The following is an 18,688-nucleotide window of genomic DNA, read 5'->3' on the forward strand; positions in this document are numbered from 1 at the left end:
CGGCCGATTTCCGCGATCAGGCCTTGGCGGCGGCCTTCTTGGCAGCCTTCTTCGCCGGAGCCTTCTCCGCGGACTTGGTGGCGGTCTTCTTGGCCGTCGCCTTCTTGGCGGTGGACTTCTTCGCGGCCTTCTTGGCCGTCTTCTTCACCGGTGCCTTCGCCCGGCGATCGGCCAGCAACTCCGCAGCGCGCTCGTCGGTGATCGACTCCACCTCATCGCCCTTGCGCAGGCTGGCGTTGGTCTCGCCGTCGGTGACGTACGGACCGAAGCGGCCGTCCTTGATCACCATCGGCTTGCCCGTGGCCGGATCGGCGCCCAACTCGCGCAGCGGCGCGGCGGAGGAGGCCTGGCGGCCGCGACGCTTGGGCTCTGCGTAGATCTTCAGCGCCTCGTCCAGCGTCACGGTGAAGATCTGATCCTCACTCGTCAGCGACCGGGAATCGGTACCCTTCTTCAGATATGGTCCGTAGCGCCCATTCTGGGCCGTGATCTCCTCGCCGCTGGCCGGATCGACCCCGACCACGCGCGGCAGCGACAGCAGTTTGAGCGCGTCGTCGAGGGTGATCGTCGCCAGATCCATCGACTTGAACAGCGAGCCGGTGCGCGGCTTGGCGGCGGCCGCCTTCTTCGCGGCCGATTTGCCCTCGCCGTCACCGTTGGGCTCGGGCAGGACCTCGGTGACGTAGGGCCCGAATCGGCCCTCCTTGGCCACGATTCGATGTCCCGATTCCGGGTCGACGCCCAGTTCGCGGCCCTCCTGCGGGGTGGCGAACAGCTTCTCGGCGACCTCCGGGGTCAGCTCGTCCGGCGGCAGGTCATCGGGCAGATTGGCGCGCTGCGAGACCGGATCCCCGTCCGGATCATCGGGATTGGCGACCATCCGCTCCAGGTACGGGCCGTATCGACCGACGCGGACCACCACGTCGCGGCCCTCGTCGTCGGTGAACAGCTTGATCGAGTTGATCTCTCGCGCGTCGATGTCGTCGAGCCGCTCACCGACCATCTTCTTCAGCCCGCCCGAGCGCGCCACCGACCCCTCGGCGCCGTGTTCGCCGCCGAAATAGAAGCTGGACAGCCAGTTTCCGCGCTGCTCGCGTCCGCCCGCGATGGCGTCGAGATCGTCCTCCATGGCCGCGGTGAAGTCGAAGTCCACCAGCCTGCCGAAGTACTCCTCGAGCAGGCCGACCACCGCGAACGCCACCCACGACGGCACCAGCGCGTTGCCGCGCTTGTACACATAGCCGCGGTCGAGGATCGTCTTGATGATCGAGGCATAGGTGGACGGTCGGCCGATGCCCAACTCCTCCAGCGCCTTGACCAGCGACGCCTCGTTGTAGCGCGGCGGTGGATTGGTGGTGTGCCCGTCCGGGGTCAGCTCGTTGGCGGTGACGCCCTGGCCCTCGTTCAGCGCGGGCAGCCGAGATTCCGCGTCGTCGGACTGACCGCCGCTGTCCTCGTCCACGCTCTCGACGTAGGCCTTGAGGAAGCCCGGGAAGGTTATGGTGCGACCGGAGGCGGAGAACACGCACTCCTCGCCGGTGCCCGCCACGCCGGTGATGCGCACGGTCAGCGTGGTGCCGCGCGCGTCGGCCATCTGCGAGGCGACGGTGCGCTGCCAGATCAGCTCATAGAGCCGGAACTCGTCTTGATCCAGCCGGGAGGCCAGCTGGCCCGGCGTGGCGAAGGTGTCGCCCGCGGGGCGGATGGCCTCGTGCGCCTCCTGCGCGTTCTTGACCTTGCGGGTGTACTGCCGCGGCGTCGGATGCACAAACTGCGGCCCGTACAGTTGGGTGGCCTGGGCGCGCGCCGCCGCGATCGCCGACTCCGACAGCGTGGTCGAGTCGGTACGCATATAGGTGATGTAGCCGTTCTCGTACAGCCGCTGCGCGACCCGCATGGTGCGCTCGGAGCTGAACCGCAGCTTGCGGGCCGCCTCCTGCTGCAGCGTCGAGGTCATGAACGGCGCGTACGGACGGCGGGTGTAGGGCTTGGATTCGACCGAGCTGACCTGGAAGTCGCTGCCCGCCAGGGCCTCGACCAGCCGCCGGGCGTGTGCCTCGTCCAGCACGGTCACGCCACTGGTCTTGAGTTGCCCGTCGGCGCCGAAGTCGCGACCGCCCGCCACCCGCGAGCCGTCGACGGAGATCAGTCGCGCCCCGAAGGTGCGCGGATTGGCCTCGTCCCCCTCGCCGCCCGCATCGAACTTGGCCGCGATATCCCAGTATTCGGCCGAGCGGAATGCCATCCGCTCGCGCTCGCGCTGCACGATGATGCGGGTCGCCACCGACTGCACCCGGCCCGCCGACAGCTTAGGCATGACCTTCTTCCACAGCACGGGGCTGACCTCGTAGCCGTAGAGCCGGTCCAGGATGCGGCGCGTCTCCTGCGCGTCGACCAGGTCGTTGTCCAGTTCCCGGGTGTCGGCGGCGGCCGCGCGGATGGCGGGTTCGGTGATCTCGTGGAACACCATGCGCCGCACCGGCACCTTGGGCTTGAGGGTCTCCAGCAGATGCCAGGCGATGGCCTCACCCTCGCGGTCGGGGTCGGTGGCCAGATAGAGCTCGTCGGCGTCCTTGAGCAGGTTCTTGAGCTCGGAGACCTTGCCCTTCTTATCGGGGCTCACAACGTAGATCGGCTCGAAGTCGTTGTCGACGTCGACGCCGAGGCGGGCCCACGACTGCCCCTTGTATTTGGCGGGCACATCGGCGGCGCCACGCGGCAGATCGCGGATGTGTCCCACCGACGCCTCGACCACGTAGCCACGGCCCAGATAGGGCGCGATCTTCTTGGCCTTGGTGGGTGACTCGACGATCACGAGACGACGCAGGGGGCGCCCCTGGTCGGGCGCTGCCTGAGAGTTCGGCGCTGCACCGCGGTCTCGTGTTGCCACCGGCGAACACACCTTTCCTGTCGACCCGCGCGGCGCGTGGCACGCACCGCGCGGCTGGGGCAAGCGGAGGACACAGATATCTCCCGCCAGAGACGTTTATACCTGGTTGTTTGACCGCACCTGCGGTACGGCGTGTTGGAATGCCCCGGTTTGCGGTCGAGTGTACTGCCCCGGATACAGCTCGTCCCCCACCGCGGTGGGCGGTGAGGGACGAGCGATCGAACCTTGGTTACGCGCTCAGCTGATGGCGCGAACTCCGGTGGCCTGCGGGCCCTTGGTGCCCTGGCCAACCTCGAACTCGACCTTCTGGTTCTCCTCGAGGGTGCGGAAGCCCGTCCCCTGGATCTCGGAGTAGTGGACGAAGACGTCAGCGGAGCCGTCCTCGGGCGCGATGAAGCCGAACCCCTTCTCCGCGTTGAACCACTTCACAGTTCCCTGTGCCATTCTGTTCCTTCTCTTTCCATACCGGAACGGCGGACAAGTTTGGTTCGTCCACCGGGTCCGTTCCGACCGCTGTACTCTGTTCCCCCTGCAGGAAGCATCAAGCACACCGTTCGCAACATCGATCCTGCTGATGGTTTGGACTTTGGATCCGTTCCCTCGAACACAGAAGCTTGCGACCAGGAACCACTTAACCATGTCTCCGGGCAATTCAACAGTCGAGTTACCGACAATTTGCAAAAAAGATGATCTTGCGAATGCGCAGGTGAGGCGCGCAATGCCCATATCCGTACTTGGAGTAGGTTTGCCTCTGGATAACCGAGCGGCCGTCAGGGAAACTGCCTGTGACACAGGTCGCGACTCTGTAGTGAAATGGCAGGTAGGGCTCTCGCAACACACACTGTTCACACATTCCCTGCGTGTCGCGGTTCGGGTCGGATGAATCCGAGCGAGCCGAACACGTCGACTCGGCCGGGAGTGGAACCCGCCTATGGTCGATCGTTGCTGAATCGTGTCCTAGCCGAGCATCCGGGCGGCGACTCCCGTCTCACGCACGTCACCGAACTTCCGGCCCGCCCGGCACAGGTCACGACCTGGCCGTCCTGGGTATCGCCGGATGTGGTCGCGGCGTTTCAGGATTGCGGCATCGAATATCCGTGGTCGCATCAGGCGCACACGGCCGAGATCGCCGCGAGCGGGCGGCATGTGGTGGTGTGCACGGGGACCGCCTCGGGAAAGTCCCTGGGCTATCAACTGCCGGTGCTCACCGCCCTGCGGGAGGACCCCCGGGCCACGGCGCTGTATATATCGCCGACCAAGGCGCTGGGCTCCGATCAGCTGCGGGCCACGGCCGCACTCACCCACGAGGGGCCGCTGCGCGATATCCACCCGGCGACCTACGACGGCGACACCCCCGCCGAGATCCGGCAGTGGGTGCGCGCCAACGCCCGCTGGATCTTCACCAATCCCGACATGCTGCATCTGGGCATGCTTCGCGCACATCAGCGCTGGGCCCGGGTGCTGCGGCGGCTGCGCTACGTCGTGGTCGACGAATGCCATGCCTACCGGGGGATATTCGGTTCCCACGTGGCACTGGTGCTGCGCCGGTTGCGGCGGCTCGCGCGGCATTACGGGGCCGATCCGGTGTTCGTGCTGTGCTCGGCCACCACCTCGGATCCCGCCGCGGCGGCGTCCCGGTTGATCGGCGCGCAGTGTGCGGCGGTGACCGAGGACGGCTCCCCGCAGGGTGCCCGCACGGTCGCGCTGTGGGAGCCCGCACTGCTCGCGGCCACCGGCGAGAACGGGGCGCCGGTGCGGCGTCCGGCCACCGCCGAGGCCGCGCGGATCATGACTCAGCTGGTCGCCGAGGGCGCTCGGACACTGACCTTCGTGCGGTCGCGCCGCGGCGCGGAGCTGGTGGCGATGGAAACCCGGCGCATGCTGGGCGAGACAGATCCGGAGCTGGCCGCGCGGGTCGCGGCCTATCGCGCGGGATATCTCGCCGAGGACCGGCGCGAACTAGAGGCCGGGCTGTCCGACGGCTCGCTGGTCGGCGCGGCGACGACGACGGCGCTCGAACTGGGCGTCGATATCGCCGGACTCGATGCCGTGGTCATCGCCGGTTTTCCGGGCACGGTCGCATCGTTCTGGCAGCAGGCCGGACGGGCCGGACGCCGGACGCAAGGATCGCTGGTCATGCTGGTCGCCCGCGACGATCCGCTGGACAACTACCTGGTCTACCACCCGCACGCACTGCTCGGGCGTCCGGTGGAGGCGACGATCACCGATCCGCACAACCCCTATGTATTGGGGCCACATCTGCTGTGCGCGGCCGCCGAACAGCCGCTCACCGACGACGAGGTGCACGAACTCGGGGCCTGGGAACTGCTCACGGAGCTGTCCGAGCAGGGGCTCATCCGGCGCCGGAGCAACGGCGGCGGACCGGGGCGCTGGTACGTCACCGCCGCCAGCCACCCGCACGACGCGATCGACGTGCGCGGCGGCATCGGCGCGCCGGTGGCGATCGTCGACGAGGAGAGCGGCCGGCTGCTGGGCACTGCCGACGCGGGCCGGGCCCCGGCCACCCTGCACGCGGGCGCGGTCCATCTGCATCAGGGTGAGACCTATGTGGTCGACGAACTCGACCTCGAGGGCGGAGTGGCCTTCGTACACGCCGATCAGCCCGGCTGGACGACCAGCGCCCGGGCGGTCACCTCGATCGGCATCGAGGAGACGACCACTTCGCAGGTCCACGGCGAGGTCACGGTCGCACTGGCCCGGGTGCGGGTGACACGCCAGGTCGTCGGCTATCTGCGCACGCTGCCCACCGGCGAGGTACTGGACCTGATCGAGCTGGATCTGCCCGAGCAGACGCTGCCGACCCGGGCCGTGCTCTACACCGTCACGCCTCGGCTGCTGGCCCGCGCCGGAATCGATCCCAAGCGCGTGCCCGGGGCCCTGCACGCCGCCGAGCATGCGGCGATCGGCATGTTGCCCCTGGTCGCCAGCTGCGATCGGTGGGACATCGGCGGGGTCTCCATCGCCGAGCATCCCGACACCGGGCTGCCCACGGTGTTCGTCTACGACGGGCATCCGGGCGGCGCGGGCTTCGCCGAGCGCGGCTTCGCCCGGCTGCGAACCTGGCTGGCGGCCACGCTGTCGGTCATCGAGTCCTGCGAGTGCCCGGCCGGATGCCCGTCATGTGTGCAGTCGCCCAAGTGCGGCAACGGCAACACCCCGCTCGACAAGGCCGGGGCGGGTGCGCTGTTGCGCGCGATCCTGGTCGAGCTGCCCATCGATCCCGAAGATGACGACGGCGAATCCGAACCGTGATGCCAAGGTCATCGGGGTGAGATCGCTCCGCTACCGTGGTCGTCGGGCGCCCGCCGGGGCCGGACGACCGCGATCCGGACGCGGCCCGAGCGAGCTGGATCACGGGTCGCTACCACCCGGAATGAATAAAAAGGAATGTGTTCATATTAACTGATACATTGCTCCCGGGAATAACCATGACTTGCGGTTTCAATTCGAATGACACTTCATGGATCAATTGAATAAAGAGCGGACCGCATTTTTCAGTAGCCCGTTTCGGCAATCTGATGGTGCCGAGATGTGTCGACGATCACGCATTTCTTGCGACACCAACCGTTCGGTATTCATGATCTTTAACTATCGACCGGACCCGCGCGGGCGGCCGCGCGCGCCACTCGGGTGCCGAATGGACCGACGGCCACACCCATCTCCACCACGAGTGTGACGTCCCACCCAGCGACGTCACATTCGAGCACTGTGGCTCGCATGCGCCGCGCGACGTCCTCGGCCCGCTCGCACCCGGATCCGGTTCCGGCCGCGAGCCCACCCGCCGCGGCGAGCGCACCGAGGTCGGCCGCGGCCTGGGCCCGGTGCCGGGCGACGACGACCGCGCCGACCTGCCCGATCGCCAGGGTGAGAACGAGCAGAGCGGCCACGGCCACACACGCCGCGACGGTGGCCCCGCCCTGATCCCGCCGCGGGGTGCGGAGCCCCGCGCTCATTCGCGGACCCCGAGTTCGCGGACGGCCACCGCCTCGGCCCGCAGCACCAGCAGCGGGAGCAGCGGCACCCGAGCCGAGGCGGTCGCGACCACGCGATCGCCGTCGTCACGTACCGAGATCGACGCACCGGCCGGAGCCACCCGCCGCGCGGCCACGACGGCATCGTCGTCCGCGCCGCGGGCGCTCAGCCGAGCCGCCTCGCGGGCGGCGTCGACGCACCGGATCTGCATCGCCGCCGCCAGCAAGGCCGTCAGGCACAGCACCACGACCGCGACGAGGGCGGCGAGCGCGATCGCCGCTTCCACGGTGACCGCGCCCCGGTCCCCGTCGCTCACATGGAGGTGTTGAGCGCCTTGTCGATGATCTGGGTCAGAGCGTTGACGATCGAGTCCCCGGTGACCACGGTGTAGAGGACCGCACCGAAGGCGGCCGCCGCCACTGTCCCGATGGCGTATTCGACCGTGCTCATCCCGTCGTCGGCCATCGCCGCCCGCAGGAGTCGGCACCGCAGCTCCCAGAATGTCGATCGCACTGTCACTCGCATCGATCTCTCCTTTCTGTCGGATCGGCGCGGTCGGTCCGCGCCGATTTCCGGGGGTGGTCACAGCAGCCCTCCGCCCAGCAGGCGACCGGCCAGACCGATCACGACGGGCGCGATGCCCAGGCAGAGGAAGGCGGGCAGGAAGCACAGCCCCAGCGGGCCGCCGATCAACACCCCGGCCCGCTCGGCGCGCGCGGCCGCGGCATCCTCGACCTGGGCACGGCAGTGCTCGGCCAGTTCGGCGACCGCTCCGGCGAGTGCGCTGCCCGACCGCGCGGAACGCCGCACCAGACGGGCAAGGGCGGCGAGTTCCGCCGAGTCGCGGGACGCGCGCAGCCACGCCGCGGCCGGATCGGCGCCCAGGGCAAGCAGTTCCGCGGCCTGGCGTAGCGAAGTCCGCATAGGCTCGGCCGCCGCCGGCGCCACCGCACGGGCCGCGGTGGCCACGGGCAGCCCCGCCCGCAGACACGCCGCCAGCAGATCGAAGGCCGACGCGGTGGCCAGGGGATCCACGACGGTGCGCACCGGCCGACTCGCGGGTCGCCGACGCTTGCCGAGCACCGCCCGCAGCCGATCGACACCGGTCCTCGGCCCTGGCATCACCAGCAGGGCAGACCCGAGCAGCACCAAGATCAGAGGGGACGCCGTCATATCCGCGCCTCGGCTCCCGGCGGCAGCAGCGCGGTACCGAACGCACGCAATTCGGTTGCGGGTAGCGCAACACCGAACGCTCGTCGCTCGGCGGCGGGCAGCGCACCGATTCGCCGCACCGGCCTGCCCGCGGGGCAGGCAGTGTCCGGTGTGTCTCGCCCGGGCACGGTGCTGGTGCCGCGCGAGGGGTGCGTCGCGGCCGGTATGTGGGGGTGAAGCTCTGTGGTGTGGCGCCTTTCGGTTGGTTGGCCGCGGTAGGTCGTTCGCTGTGGGCTATGCATCGGGGCGGCCGAGACGGTCGGTGGTGTCGCCGGGGGTGGGGTCTGGGAGGAAGTGCGGGTCTTCGGTCGGGGCGGTGCAGCGGAGGTGCCTTATGAGGCTGATGGGTGCGAGCTTTCGGGGGCGGAAGGGGATGCGTGGAGAGCAGGGACTGGGTGCCATGGGGCCGGGCGGGATTCGGGTGTGGCTGTGGGAGGGCGTGGGGAATGGGGTGGGGCGGTGGGGAGTGGGTGACTGGTCTGGTGGGTTGGCTGGAGTGCCGGTCATATCAATGCCTTTCGGGTGAGGGCGTCGGTCCAGAGCAGGCCCAGGCAGGCCAGGGCGGTGCCGATGGGGAGGAGGGGGGCGGCGGGGCCGGGGCGGAGGAGGACGGTCAGGGGTGCCGCGCCCATCAGGTGGCCGAGGGCGATGCCGATCAGGGGTAGGGCGGACAGGACGGTGGCGGTGGTGCGCGGGCCCGCGAGTGCGGCGGTGGTGCGGTCGCGGAAGCGGATGCGGGCGAGCAGGTCGGCGCGGGCGGTGGCGAGCAGGTCGGCGAGAGCCAAGCCGTGCTGTTCGGCCAGGTGCCAGGTGTCGGCGATGCGATTGAGTTCGGCGGCGATGAGGGCGTGCGGGTCGCGCAGGCCGTCGGCCGCCCGGCCGCCGAGGCGGCTGCGCGCGGCACAGGCCGCGAAGGCTCGCGCCGCTACCCCCTCGACCTCCTCGGCGGCGGTGGCCGCCGCGGCACCGGGATGCGCGCCGACGCGCAGTTCACCGATCACCACCTCCAGCCCTTCCGCCAATGCCCGGCACTGCGCCAGCCGTCGGGCATCGGTTCGCCTGCGGCGCAAGCGCATTCCGACGGTGAGCGTGACCGTCACGGCAGCGATCGCCACCCCGACCCCGAGTGCCGCCAACCCCACGAGCATGGCCGGCACCAGCACCCGAAACACCCAAGGCGATGGGTGTTTACGTCGCCGAGCCCGCTTCCGGAACAGGGCAGCGAATCGTCGCCGCCCCGTCCCCGAGGGCAGCACGATCAAGGCAAGGGCCACCAGCAACAATGTCGCGCTCATGACTCACCCGGCCCCGGCGACGCCGCACGGGGAATCGGCTTCGAGCACCAGGCGAAGCCACGGTGGGAGCCGTCGAGCGACCTCTTCCACCCAAACCATGTCTCCTGGACGGGAGCTCGCCCACCCAGACCCGAAGCCAGGACGGAAGTCGACCAGCAACCCTTCCACCCGAACCATGTCTCGTGGACAGAAGCGCCACCGCGTCCCGAAGCCGACCAGCGACCTCGCACGCTCGAACGATGCCTCATGAACAGAAGCTCTCCACTGCAACCTGAAGCCACCGCGGCGGCCGACGAGCGACCCCTTCCACCCGAACCACGTCTCATGGACGGGGACTCTCCACCGCAACCTGGATCCGGCATGGAAGCGGGCCAGCAGCGCCGCGCGCTCGCATGATGCTTGGCGGGCAGAGGCTTTCGAATGTCGCGGGTATCCGGGTCCGGCGGGTGATCGCTTCCGGCTGACGCCGCGAAGGCTGGTCGGAGGAGTTGGGTGTGCGGGGAGGTGGTTCATTGTTCGAGCCGTTCGTCGAGGAGGCGGTGGAGGGTGGGGGCCGCGGGGGTGGGGATGGGGTCGGCGTGCCATGCGGGGGCGATGTGGACGTGGCCGTCCTGGGTGCGGGTTACGAGGCCGATTTCGTGCAGGGTGCGGGTGCCGTCGGGGCGGCGGCGCATGTGCAGGACCACCTGGACGGCGGCGGCCAGTTGGCTGTGCAGGGCGGTGCGGCCCATACCGCCCAGGGCCGCAAGGGCTTCCAGACGGGCGGGGACCTCGCGCGGGGAGTTGGCGTGCACTGTCCCCGCGCCGCCGTCGTGACCGGTGTTGAGGGCGGTGAGGAGGTCGACGACCTCGGCCCCGCGGACCTCGCCGATGACGATGCGGTCGGGGCGCATGCGCAACGCCTGGCGGACCAGATCGCGGACGGTCACCGCACCCATACCCTCGACGTTCGCGGTGCGGGCGACCAGGCGGACCACGTGCGGGTGCGGCGGGGCGAGTTCGGCCGCGTCCTCCACGCAGACGATGCGTTCGCCCGCATCGACCTTCGCGAGCAGGCCGGACAGCAGCGTGGTCTTGCCCGCTCCGGTTCCGCCGACGACGAGAAAGGCCAGGCGGGCGCGAACGATCCGTTCCAGCAACAGCTTTGCCTCGTCGGCCACGGTGCCACCGGCGGCCAGTACGTCCAGATCCTGGGTCGCGGGCCGCAGCACCCGCAGGGATAGGCAGGTGCCGCCGTGGGCGATGGGCGCGAGCACGGCGTGCAGCCGCACTCCGAACGAATCACCCAGCAGGCCTTCGATTTCCGGCAATCGGCCGTCGACCCAGGGCTGTGCGTCGTCCAACCGGCGACCGGCGGCGAGAGCCAGTCGCTGCGCCAGCCGCCGGACGGCCGCCTCGTCGGGAAAGGTGATCCGGGTCCGCCGCAGCCCCTGTCCCCGGTCCACCCATACCGCGTCCGGGGCCGTCACCAGCACGTCGGACACCCGGGGATCGTGCAGCAGCGGCTCCAGCACACCGATACCGGTCATCTCGGTCTGCAACAGCCGCAGTGCCCGCAGCAGGTCGGTATCGCCCAGCACCCCACCCGCCTCGGCCCGAATGGCGGCGGCCACCCGCGCCGGGTCCGGCTCCGCGGCCTCCGCGACCAACCGTTCCCGCACCCGGTCCAGCAACTCCGCAGTCACCAGCCCGCTCATCGCCCGCATCCCTCGCCGCGCGTGGCGCGATTGCGGCAACCCACCGCGCAGCCGCGTTCCCGAGGCGACCGGATGCGCCGATCGCTTCGGCCGCCCGCCGGACACAGGTGACAAAACTTGTTGCGCCCCTGCGCAAGACCACAGGCAATCGATGCACATCGACTCGACGACGATTCGGCGGCAGCACGTTGATCATCCGCGCTCATCGCCCGACCTCCCATCGCGATCGACCGATTACCGGCCTTCCGGGCAGGTCACCGGAATGCTTGGGAGGCAAAGGGACACGTGTGGGCACCGCAGTCTGATACCGCGCGATATGACGCAGGTGGGGCATTAGCGATCCGGGTGGCGTAGTCATCGAATGACCTCCGGCAGTGCGTCGAGGACGGCATGGGCCGCGGTGCGCAGCGGGCCATGCGGGGTGCCGAGGCCGGTGCGTTCCAAACGGTGGGGCAGCGACGGTTGCGGACGAAGGGTGGACAGGAGGGGCAGCGACAGCGATTCGGCTATTTCCGGAGCCCGTAGGCCGCCGGGAGCGGGCCCGCGGATCACCAAGGCCTGATTGGTATTTCGCGGCCGGATGTGGGCGGCGACGGCCCGGGCGGCCGCGATGGCGCGCAGCCGCGCGGGGACCAGGAGCACGACGAGGTCCGCGGCGTCGAGCATGTGGTCGGTATGCGGGCCGTGCGCGGTGGAGACATCGCAGACGACCAGATCGCCCGCGGCGCGGCCCGCGGCGACGACGGCCCGGGCCGCGGCCGGACGGATGTCGTGCGGTGGCCCGTCGTCGACGCGGGCGCAGGAGAGCAGGCTCAACCGCGGCGCTACCGCCGGGAGGGCGTCGTGCAGGGCGTGCGCCGCGACCCGTCCGTCCTCGACCACGAGATCGGGCCAGCGCAGTCCGGCGGTGGATTCGATTCCGAGCAGCAGGTCCAGCCCGCCGCCCAGGGGATCGCCGTCGACCAGCAGGACATCGCGACGGAAGCGCTCGGCTGCGGCGGTGAGGGCCACGGCCGCCGCGAGGACCGAGGCGCCCGCTCCCCCACCGGCCCCGACGATGGCGACCGCGGCGCCATCGCTCGGGCCCCGATGGATGTTGTCGGCGAATGCCTCGATGAGGCGGTCGGCGGCGGCGGGCAGCGCGAGCACGAGGTCGGTGCCGACGGCGGCCGCGGCCTGCCAGTCGGCCAGCTCCGCCTCGCCCGCGGTCACCAGGATGATCCCGGGCCTGCGCGGACATCCGGCCGCGGCGCATTGCCGGGCGTTGGGTGTGTCGAGTATCACCGCACCCGCCTCGAGCCAGGCATGCCGACCGACCGGCGGCCTGCGCTCGTCGAGGCCGCGGTCGGCGGCGGCCGCTATGCGGCGGACCTCCTCGCGCAGCCGCTGGTCGGTGATCAGGACCAGAGCCGACGGTGCTAGCGCTGCAACGGAATTCATGCAGGTGAGCGTCGCTCGAGTCGGGCGGCGGCGACAGGGTGCGAACACCGAATGTGGATAACTCGGGGGGTGTTAGCAAAGACAGAACGCGGCGTAACAGCTAGACAGCGGGGACGGCTGCGGGGAGGTCCCGGAAATAGAGGACGGCCCCAGCCGGGGGGGGAGGAGGCTGGGGCCGTCGGGGTTCAGCCCCGGGGGGTCGGGCTGAACGCGCCTGGACCATGTCCAGGTGTCAGCAATACTACACCCACGCCCCGGCCGAAACGCAAGTCCACCGGCCGGGGAAGTTTGCGCCATCGGACCCCTATTCTGGACGCCGTGACGAATACGCGCCCGGACCGCATCGCCGCCTTCTTCGATCTGGACAAGACGGTCATCGCGAAGTCGAGCGCATTCGTCTTCAGCAAGCCCTTCTTCGCCCAGGGCCTGATCGATCGCCGCACCGTGCTGGAGAGCAGCTACGCGCACTTCCTGTTCCTGCTCTCCGGCGCCGACCACGATCAGATGGAGCGGATGCGCGAGCACCTGACGAAGATGTGCGCGGGCTGGGACGTGAACCAGGTGCGGGCGATCGTCGCCGAGACCCTGCACGAACTGGTGGATCCGCTGATCTACGCCGAGGCGGCCGACCTGATCGCCGACCACAAGATCCGCGGCCACGACGTGGTGATCGTGTCGGCGTCCGGGGAGGAGATCGTGAAGCCGATCGCCGCCGCACTGGGCGCGACGCATACGGCCGCCACCCGCATGGTCGTCGAGAACGGAAGTTACACAGGCGAAGTCGAGTTCTACTGCTACGGGCCGGGCAAGGTCGAGGCGATCGAGCGGCTGGCCGCGTGCGAGGGCTACGACCTGTCGCGCTGTTATGCCTATTCGGATTCCATCACCGATCTGCCCATGCTCTCGGCGGTGGGCCACCCCACGGCGGTCAATCCGGACCGAAACTTACGACGGGAGGCCAACTCTCGGGGCTGGCCGGTGCTCGAGTTCTCCAATCCGGTATCGCTGTGGGCGCGGATCCCGGCACCCTCCTCGACAACGGTCGCGGCCACCGCGGCGGTGGGGTTGAGCGCGCTGCTGGCGGGGGCGATCAGCTATCGGCTGTTGCGTCGGCGTCGCTGAGACAGTCAACGGGTTATTGCGCCCAACTATCAAGGACAGCACGAAACGCCGGGCGACACGCCGATTAGTTGAATGTTTTCCCAGCTCTTGATGTGGGGCGGGTCACAGAGTAACAATGGAGCCACGGAAGGACGGAAGGCCAAGATCGCGGCCGGAAGAGAAGGTCCGATCTCCCATCCCACCCTTCCCAGCACGGGCGCCAGGCACCCACGCGGAGCGCGCCGCGACAAGGGCAGCAGCGTTGTGGGCCTGCGAGTACCGATCTGCGACGGCGAGCGCCTCGCACAAGTTGTGAGGATGAACCGTCGGGCTCGGCGAATCGCCGAGGCCGCAGAACACAACCCTAATAAGCACGCTTGGTAACCGGGCGGTCCGTGCTAGCGGGCGGTGATGTCGGCAACGACTACGCCGCCCGCTTCGATGTGTGCGGGGGCTACTTCACCGCCGCGTCGGCGATCGAACGGGCTTCGCGCGCACCGTCTTCCAGCGCGCCGCAGCACAGCATCACCCAGCCGCCCACGCCCTCGGGCGTCCCCGCGCCGAAGCCCGCCGCGGCGTCCAGATAGGCCGCTCGCCGCCGCAGCCAGAACACCTCGGGTACGCCGAGGCTGTGCGGGTCGAGGCCGCTGGACACGCAGACGAGGCGGGAGGCCGCGCGGGCCACCAGGCCGTCGGCGCTGCCGAAGGGTTGCAGCGCCAGCAGCTCGCCGTGTACGACGGCCGCCAGCACGGGAGCGGGGGCATGCGAGGTGAGGACGGTCTGGGCGAGCAGGTCCAGGCGTTCGGCGACGCCGGGGGCGCTGCGGGGGCGGCCGAGTTGCTCCGGATCGGCGACCAGATCGGCGGCCGCGAGCAGGTGCAATCGGGCCAGGGCCTGCAGCGGCGCCCGCTGCCATACCGCGACCAGATTGCGCAGCGCATCGCCGTCGAGGGCCTGGCCGACACGGAGTGCGCCGGCCAGGATCGGGTCCGCCACCTGGCCGTCCGGGGGCAACTCGGTGCTGCCGCCGTCGATGGCCGCCGAGGAGCGGGCGGCCCGCACCGCCGCCTCGGCGGCCGTGGTGGGCCAGCCTCGTCGATTGGCCTTGTGCATATGCACCTCGGCCAGCGCGTCGCGGGCCCGATCGGCCGCCTCGCGTACGCCGGGCAGGTCGACGAGGGGTTGCAGGACGTCACTCACGTCCGCACACGCTAGTCGAGCCCCCGATGACCGCTGCGCGGTCATCGGGGGCGATCGAGGAGAGGCTCGCGCCATCGGGGGCAATCGAGGAGAGGCTTGCGAGATCAGGAGTAACCGAGACGGAAGGCCCGCACCAGTGAGGTTCGCGCAGTTCACCTGTCCCGATGCGGCCGTGCCCGGGAGGCGAACCGTCGGCCCTCATCACACCGAAGGTTCGCGGTCCGGCGGGTTGGGCACGGCCGCATGGGGGTTCGGCCGGGTCAGGCCGATTTCAACAGGTCGCGGCCGGGGATGGCGGCGAGGAGGCGGCGGGTGTAGTCGGATTGCGGGCTGTCGAAGACCTCGGTGGTGGTGGCGGCCTCGACGATCTTGCCCTGCTGCATGACCACGACGTTGTCGGCGATCTGGCGGACCACGGCCAGGTCGTGGGTGATGAACAGGTAGGACAGGCCCAGTTCGGCCTGCAACTCGTTGAGCAGGGTGAGGATCTGGGCCTGGACCAGGACGTCCAGCGCCGAGACGGCCTCGTCGCACACCACCACCTCGGGTGAGAGCGCCAGTGCGCGGGCGATCGCCACGCGCTGGCGCTGACCGCCGGACAGCTCGTTGGGGTAGCGGCGCATCACCGAGGCGGGCAGCGACACCTTGTCCAGCAGGTCCCGCACGATCGCCTCGCGCTCCTTCGAATTGCCGATGCGGTGGGTGCGCAGCGGCTCCTCGATGGTGCGGTAGATCGAGTACATCGGGTCCAGCGAGCCGTAGGGGTCCTGGAACACCGGCTGCACCCGGCGACGAAATGCCAAGGCGCCTTTACCGTCCAGCCCGGCCACCTCGCGGCCGTCGAAGGTCACCCGCCCAGATGTGGGCGCGAGCAGGCCCAGCACCATCTGTGCCACGGTCGACTTCCCGGAGCCGGACTCGCCCACGATCGCGGTCGTGGTGCCGCGCCGCAGCCGGAACGACACATTGTCCACCGCGACCAGTTCGGTCGACTTCCACGGCGTGGACCCGCGAATCTTGAACACCTTGGTCAGATTCTCCGCGATCACCACATCGTCGGGAGCACTGGCGAATTCGGCGTCGGTCTCGGCCAACTGCTCGGCGGCCTCGATGGCCTGTTCACGCACCTCGGCCCGTTTGCGCACCGCCGTCATCCGCTGTGAGGCCAGCGACGGCGCCGAATTCACCAGCTTCTTGGTGTACAGATGCTGCGGTTCGCGCAGGATCTGCAGGGCCGGACCGGATTCCACGACCCGGCCGCGGTACATCACCACCAGATGTTCGGCCCGTTCGGCGGCCAATCCGAGGTCGTGAGTGATCAGCAGCACCGCGGTGCCCAGCTCGCTGGTGAGCTCATCGAGGTGGTCGAGGATCTGCCGCTGCACGGTCACGTCGAGCGCCGAGGTGGGTTCGTCGGCGATCAGCAGCTTCGGCCGACACGACAGGCCCATGGCGATCAGCGCGCGCTGGCGCATACCGCCGGAGAATTCGTGCGGATACTGGTTCACTCGCCGCTCGGCGTCGGACATGCCCGCCTCGGCGAGCAGTTCCGGAACCCGCCGCTTCGCCGCCGCACCCTTGGCGATCCCGTTGGCCTCCAGGGTCTCCCGAATCTGGAAGCCGATCTTCCAGACCGGGTTCAGATTCGACATCGGATCCTGTGGCACCAGGCCGATGCCCCGGCCGCGCACCCCGACGATCTCCCGTCTGGAGGCCCTGGCCAGATCCTTGCCGTCGAACATGATCGAGCCGGAGGTGACCCGCCCGGACCCGGGCAGCAGATCGATGATCGCATGCGCGGTCGTGGACTTGCCGGAACCGGATTCGCCGACGATCGCGACCGTCTGCCCCGGATACACCGACAGGTTCACCCCGCGCACCGCCGGGATCACCCGTCCCTCGGACGTGAAGCTGACATTGAGGTCGCGGACCTCGAGCAGTGGTTGGTCCATCTCCCTCACCTCTTGCGCGCCTTGGGATCCAGCGCGTCGCGCACCGCGTCGCCCAGCAGGATGAAGCTGAGCACAGTGAGCGCCAACGCCGTCGCGGGATAGAACAGGATGCCGGATGTGCGAATCTCCTTCTGATCCGCGGCGATATCGGCACCCCAGGACACGATGGTGCGGGACAGGCCGACACCCAGATACGACAGCGTCGCCTCCGTCACGATGAATACGCCCAGCGAGATCGTGCTGACCACGATCAGCGGACCGGCGGAGTTGGGCAGCACGTGCCGGATCAGCGTCCGGAACCTGGACACGCCCAATGCCTTGGCCGCCGTGACGTATTCGCTGTTCTTGGCCTGGATCACCGCACCGCGGGCGATGCGCGCGGCCTGCGGCCAGCTGAACGAGGCCAGGGTCAACATGACGGTGAAGATCGTGCGCGAGTCCAGCAGTTGCATGACCACGATCGCGGCGAGCATCAGCGGCAGGGCGTAGAAGATCTCCGCGATGCGCGAGACGATCGAATCCAGCAGTCCGCCATAGTATCCGGCGAGCGCGCCGACGGTGCCGCCGATCAGGACGAACAGGATCGTCGCGCCGACGCCGGTGGCCACCGACGCCCGGGCGCCGTAGATGGTGCGCGCGAAGATGTCGCAGCCCTGCTTGTCGAAGCCGAACGGATGTCCCGAACTCGGCCCGTGCATGCTGAAATCACCGCTGCAATACCGCGGATCCAGGCTGGTGAACAGGCCCGGCCAGGCGACGACCACCAGCACGAAGGCGATCAGCACCGCGGCGACCACGAAGATCGGATTGCGCCGCAGCTGCCGCCACGCATCGCGCCACACGCTGGTCGGCGCGGCCGTCTCGTCCAGCCGGTCGGTGGCCAGCACCTCCACCTCGTCCGGGGGCGCCACGAAATGTTCCTGCCCGGGCCGGGCGTCCCGGACTTCGGTCGTTTGGTCAGGCATAGCGGATCCTCGGATCGAGTGCGGCGTAGAGCAGGTCGACGATCAGATTCGAGATCAGGAACACCATGATCAACACGGTCACGAACGCCACCACGGTCGGCGGTTCGCCGCGGGTGATGGCCTGGAACAGCGTTCCGCCGACACCCGGAATGTTGAAGATGCCCTCGGTCACGATCGCGCCGCCCATCAGGCTGCCCAGATCGGCGCCCAGGAAGGTGATCACGGGAATCATCGAGTTGCGCAGGATGTGCACGGTGATCACCCGCCGCGGACGCAGCCCCTTCGCGGTGGCGGTGCGGACGTAGTCGGCACTCATGTTCTCCGCCACCGAGTTTCGGGTCAGCCGCAGCACATAGGCGAACGACAGCGAACCGAGCACGAAGGCGGGCACGATCAGGTCGCCCCAATCGGCCCTGCCGCCGACCGTCACCGGTGCGATGTTCCACTTGACGCCCAGCAGGAACTGCGCCAGAAAGCCGACCACGAAGATCGGCACGGCGATGATGATCAGGCTGAGCACCAGCATCGTCGAATCGAACAGCTTGCCCTTGCGCAGCCCGGCGACCAGGCCGAACAGCACACCGAAGATGCCCTCGATGGCGACCGCCATGATGGCCAGCCGGAAGGTGATCGGAAATGCCCGGGCCAGCTCGTCGCGCACCGGTCGCCCGGAGAACGAGGTGCCGAAATCGAAGGTGAGAATGCCCTTCAGATACTGCAGATACTGGATGAGGAACGGCTGATCCAGGTGGTACCGGGCCCGCAGCGCGGCCTCGACCGCCGGGGTCATGGGCTTGTCACCGGCCAGCGCCCGGATCGGATCACCGGGCAGCAGGAAAACCATTGCGTAGATGAGCAGCGTGGCTCCGAGAAAGACCGGAATCATCTGGAGCAACCGCCGCACGACATACCAGGCCATATTTCACTCCTGTTCGCGGACGG

At 69.2% G+C, this 18,688-nt stretch carries 15 protein-coding genes; 2 read left to right on the plus strand and 13 right to left on the minus strand.

The window, feature by feature from the left end; genetic code table 11:
* Positions 1-16: 16 nt before the first annotated feature.
* Together topA and NDR87_RS06195 are read right to left on the minus strand one after the other, a co-directional pair.
* Positions 17-2,815: a type I DNA topoisomerase gene (topA, locus tag NDR87_RS06190; RefSeq protein ID WP_251909738.1), complete on the minus strand. Its 2,799-nt coding sequence runs from the start codon at positions 2,813-2,815 to the stop codon at positions 17-19.
* A 312-nt stretch (positions 2,816-3,127) separates the two neighbouring features.
* On the minus strand, positions 3,128-3,334 hold the full coding sequence (locus NDR87_RS06195) for a cold-shock protein (protein ID WP_195113770.1): 207 nt from the start codon (positions 3,332-3,334) through the stop codon (positions 3,128-3,130).
* 435 nt (positions 3,335-3,769) lie between these two features.
* Between NDR87_RS06195 and NDR87_RS06200 the strand changes: the two genes are divergently transcribed.
* A complete protein-coding gene (locus tag NDR87_RS06200; RefSeq protein ID WP_251909736.1) occupies positions 3,770-6,163 on the plus strand; it encodes a DEAD/DEAH box helicase in 2,394 nt (797 codons plus the stop codon).
* A gap of 332 nt (positions 6,164-6,495) precedes the next feature.
* Here the strand turns inward: NDR87_RS06200 and NDR87_RS06205 are convergent, their stop codons facing one another.
* From NDR87_RS06205 to ssd, 7 genes are all read right to left on the minus strand, one after another.
* A complete protein-coding gene (locus NDR87_RS06205; RefSeq protein WP_251909734.1) occupies positions 6,496-6,864 on the minus strand; it encodes an Rv3654c family TadE-like protein in 369 nt (122 codons plus the stop codon).
* Positions 6,861-7,199 carry a TadE family type IV pilus minor pilin gene (locus tag NDR87_RS06210; protein ID WP_251909733.1) on the minus strand — a complete coding sequence of 113 codons (339 nt, stop codon included), beginning with the start codon at positions 7,197-7,199 and terminating at the stop codon, positions 6,861-6,863. The genes NDR87_RS06205 and NDR87_RS06210 overlap by 4 nt, the downstream gene beginning before the upstream one ends.
* Positions 7,196-7,408 carry a DUF4244 domain-containing protein gene (locus NDR87_RS06215; protein WP_251909731.1) on the minus strand — a complete coding sequence of 71 codons (213 nt, stop codon included), beginning with the start codon at positions 7,406-7,408 and terminating at the stop codon, positions 7,196-7,198. The genes NDR87_RS06210 and NDR87_RS06215 overlap by 4 nt, the downstream gene beginning before the upstream one ends.
* A gap of 57 nt (positions 7,409-7,465) precedes the next feature.
* Positions 7,466-8,056 carry a type II secretion system F family protein gene (locus NDR87_RS06220; protein ID WP_251909729.1) on the minus strand — a complete coding sequence of 197 codons (591 nt, stop codon included), beginning with the start codon at positions 8,054-8,056 and terminating at the stop codon, positions 7,466-7,468.
* A 542-nt stretch (positions 8,057-8,598) separates the two neighbouring features.
* Positions 8,599-9,258: a type II secretion system F family protein gene (locus NDR87_RS06225; RefSeq protein ID WP_308212051.1), complete on the minus strand. Its 660-nt coding sequence runs from the start codon at positions 9,256-9,258 to the stop codon at positions 8,599-8,601.
* A 641-nt stretch (positions 9,259-9,899) separates the two neighbouring features.
* Positions 9,900-11,087: a TadA family conjugal transfer-associated ATPase gene (locus NDR87_RS06230; RefSeq protein ID WP_251909726.1), complete on the minus strand. Its 1,188-nt coding sequence runs from the start codon at positions 11,085-11,087 to the stop codon at positions 9,900-9,902.
* 354 nt (positions 11,088-11,441) lie between these two features.
* A complete protein-coding gene (gene ssd / locus NDR87_RS06235) occupies positions 11,442-12,527 on the minus strand; it encodes a septum site-determining protein Ssd (protein ID WP_251909724.1) in 1,086 nt (361 codons plus the stop codon).
* Positions 12,528-12,845: 318 nt separating this feature from the next.
* Here ssd and NDR87_RS06240 point away from each other — a divergent pair, with 318 nt between their 5' ends.
* Complete coding sequence (locus tag NDR87_RS06240; RefSeq protein ID WP_251909722.1) at positions 12,846-13,649, plus strand: HAD-IB family hydrolase; 804 nt, start codon at positions 12,846-12,848, stop codon at positions 13,647-13,649.
* 433 nt (positions 13,650-14,082) lie between these two features.
* On the opposite strand, the gene NDR87_RS06245 is transcribed toward NDR87_RS06240, so the two are convergent.
* The 4 genes from NDR87_RS06245 to NDR87_RS06260 form a co-directional block, all read right to left on the minus strand.
* The gene (locus NDR87_RS06245) at positions 14,083-14,829 is read right to left on the minus strand and encodes an oxidoreductase (RefSeq protein ID WP_251909720.1); all 747 of its coding nucleotides are present in this window, start codon (positions 14,827-14,829) and stop codon (positions 14,083-14,085) included.
* Positions 14,830-15,089: 260 nt separating this feature from the next.
* Entirely contained in the window at positions 15,090-16,781 is a 1,692-nt protein-coding gene (locus NDR87_RS06250) for an ABC transporter ATP-binding protein (protein WP_251909719.1), read from the minus strand.
* Positions 16,782-16,786: 5 nt separating this feature from the next.
* On the minus strand, positions 16,787-17,746 hold the full coding sequence (locus NDR87_RS06255) for an ABC transporter permease (protein ID WP_251909718.1): 960 nt from the start codon (positions 17,744-17,746) through the stop codon (positions 16,787-16,789).
* On the minus strand, positions 17,739-18,665 hold the full coding sequence (locus tag NDR87_RS06260; protein WP_251909717.1) for an ABC transporter permease: 927 nt from the start codon (positions 18,663-18,665) through the stop codon (positions 17,739-17,741). The genes NDR87_RS06255 and NDR87_RS06260 overlap by 8 nt, the downstream gene beginning before the upstream one ends.
* Between the last annotated feature and the right edge of the window lie 23 nt (positions 18,666-18,688).

Source organism: Nocardia sp. CDC159 (genome assembly GCF_023740735.1).
Taxonomy (GTDB): domain Bacteria; phylum Actinomycetota; class Actinomycetes; order Mycobacteriales; family Mycobacteriaceae; genus Nocardia; species Nocardia pulmonis.

Excerpts from the sequence above, each read along its gene's own strand:
- NDR87_RS06195 (WP_195113770.1), bottom strand. The coding sequence starts at position 3,334 with ATGGCACAGGGAACTGTGAAGTGGTTCAACGCGGAGAAGGGGTTCGGC.
- NDR87_RS06200 (WP_251909736.1), top strand. The coding sequence starts at position 3,770 with ATGAATCCGAGCGAGCCGAACACGTCGACTCGGCCGGGAGTGGAACCC.
- NDR87_RS06205 (WP_251909734.1), bottom strand. The coding sequence starts at position 6,864 with ATGAGCGCGGGGCTCCGCACCCCGCGGCGGGATCAGGGCGGGGCCACC.
- NDR87_RS06215 (WP_251909731.1), bottom strand. The coding sequence starts at position 7,408 with ATGCGAGTGACAGTGCGATCGACATTCTGGGAGCTGCGGTGCCGACTC.
- NDR87_RS06220 (WP_251909729.1), bottom strand. The coding sequence starts at position 8,056 with ATGACGGCGTCCCCTCTGATCTTGGTGCTGCTCGGGTCTGCCCTGCTG.
- NDR87_RS06230 (WP_251909726.1), bottom strand. The coding sequence starts at position 11,087 with ATGAGCGGGCTGGTGACTGCGGAGTTGCTGGACCGGGTGCGGGAACGG.
- ssd (WP_251909724.1), bottom strand. The coding sequence starts at position 12,527 with ATGAATTCCGTTGCAGCGCTAGCACCGTCGGCTCTGGTCCTGATCACC.
- NDR87_RS06250 (WP_251909719.1), bottom strand. The coding sequence starts at position 16,781 with ATGGACCAACCACTGCTCGAGGTCCGCGACCTCAATGTCAGCTTCACG.
- NDR87_RS06255 (WP_251909718.1), bottom strand. The coding sequence starts at position 17,746 with ATGCCTGACCAAACGACCGAAGTCCGGGACGCCCGGCCCGGGCAGGAA.
- NDR87_RS06260 (WP_251909717.1), bottom strand. The coding sequence starts at position 18,665 with ATGGCCTGGTATGTCGTGCGGCGGTTGCTCCAGATGATTCCGGTCTTT.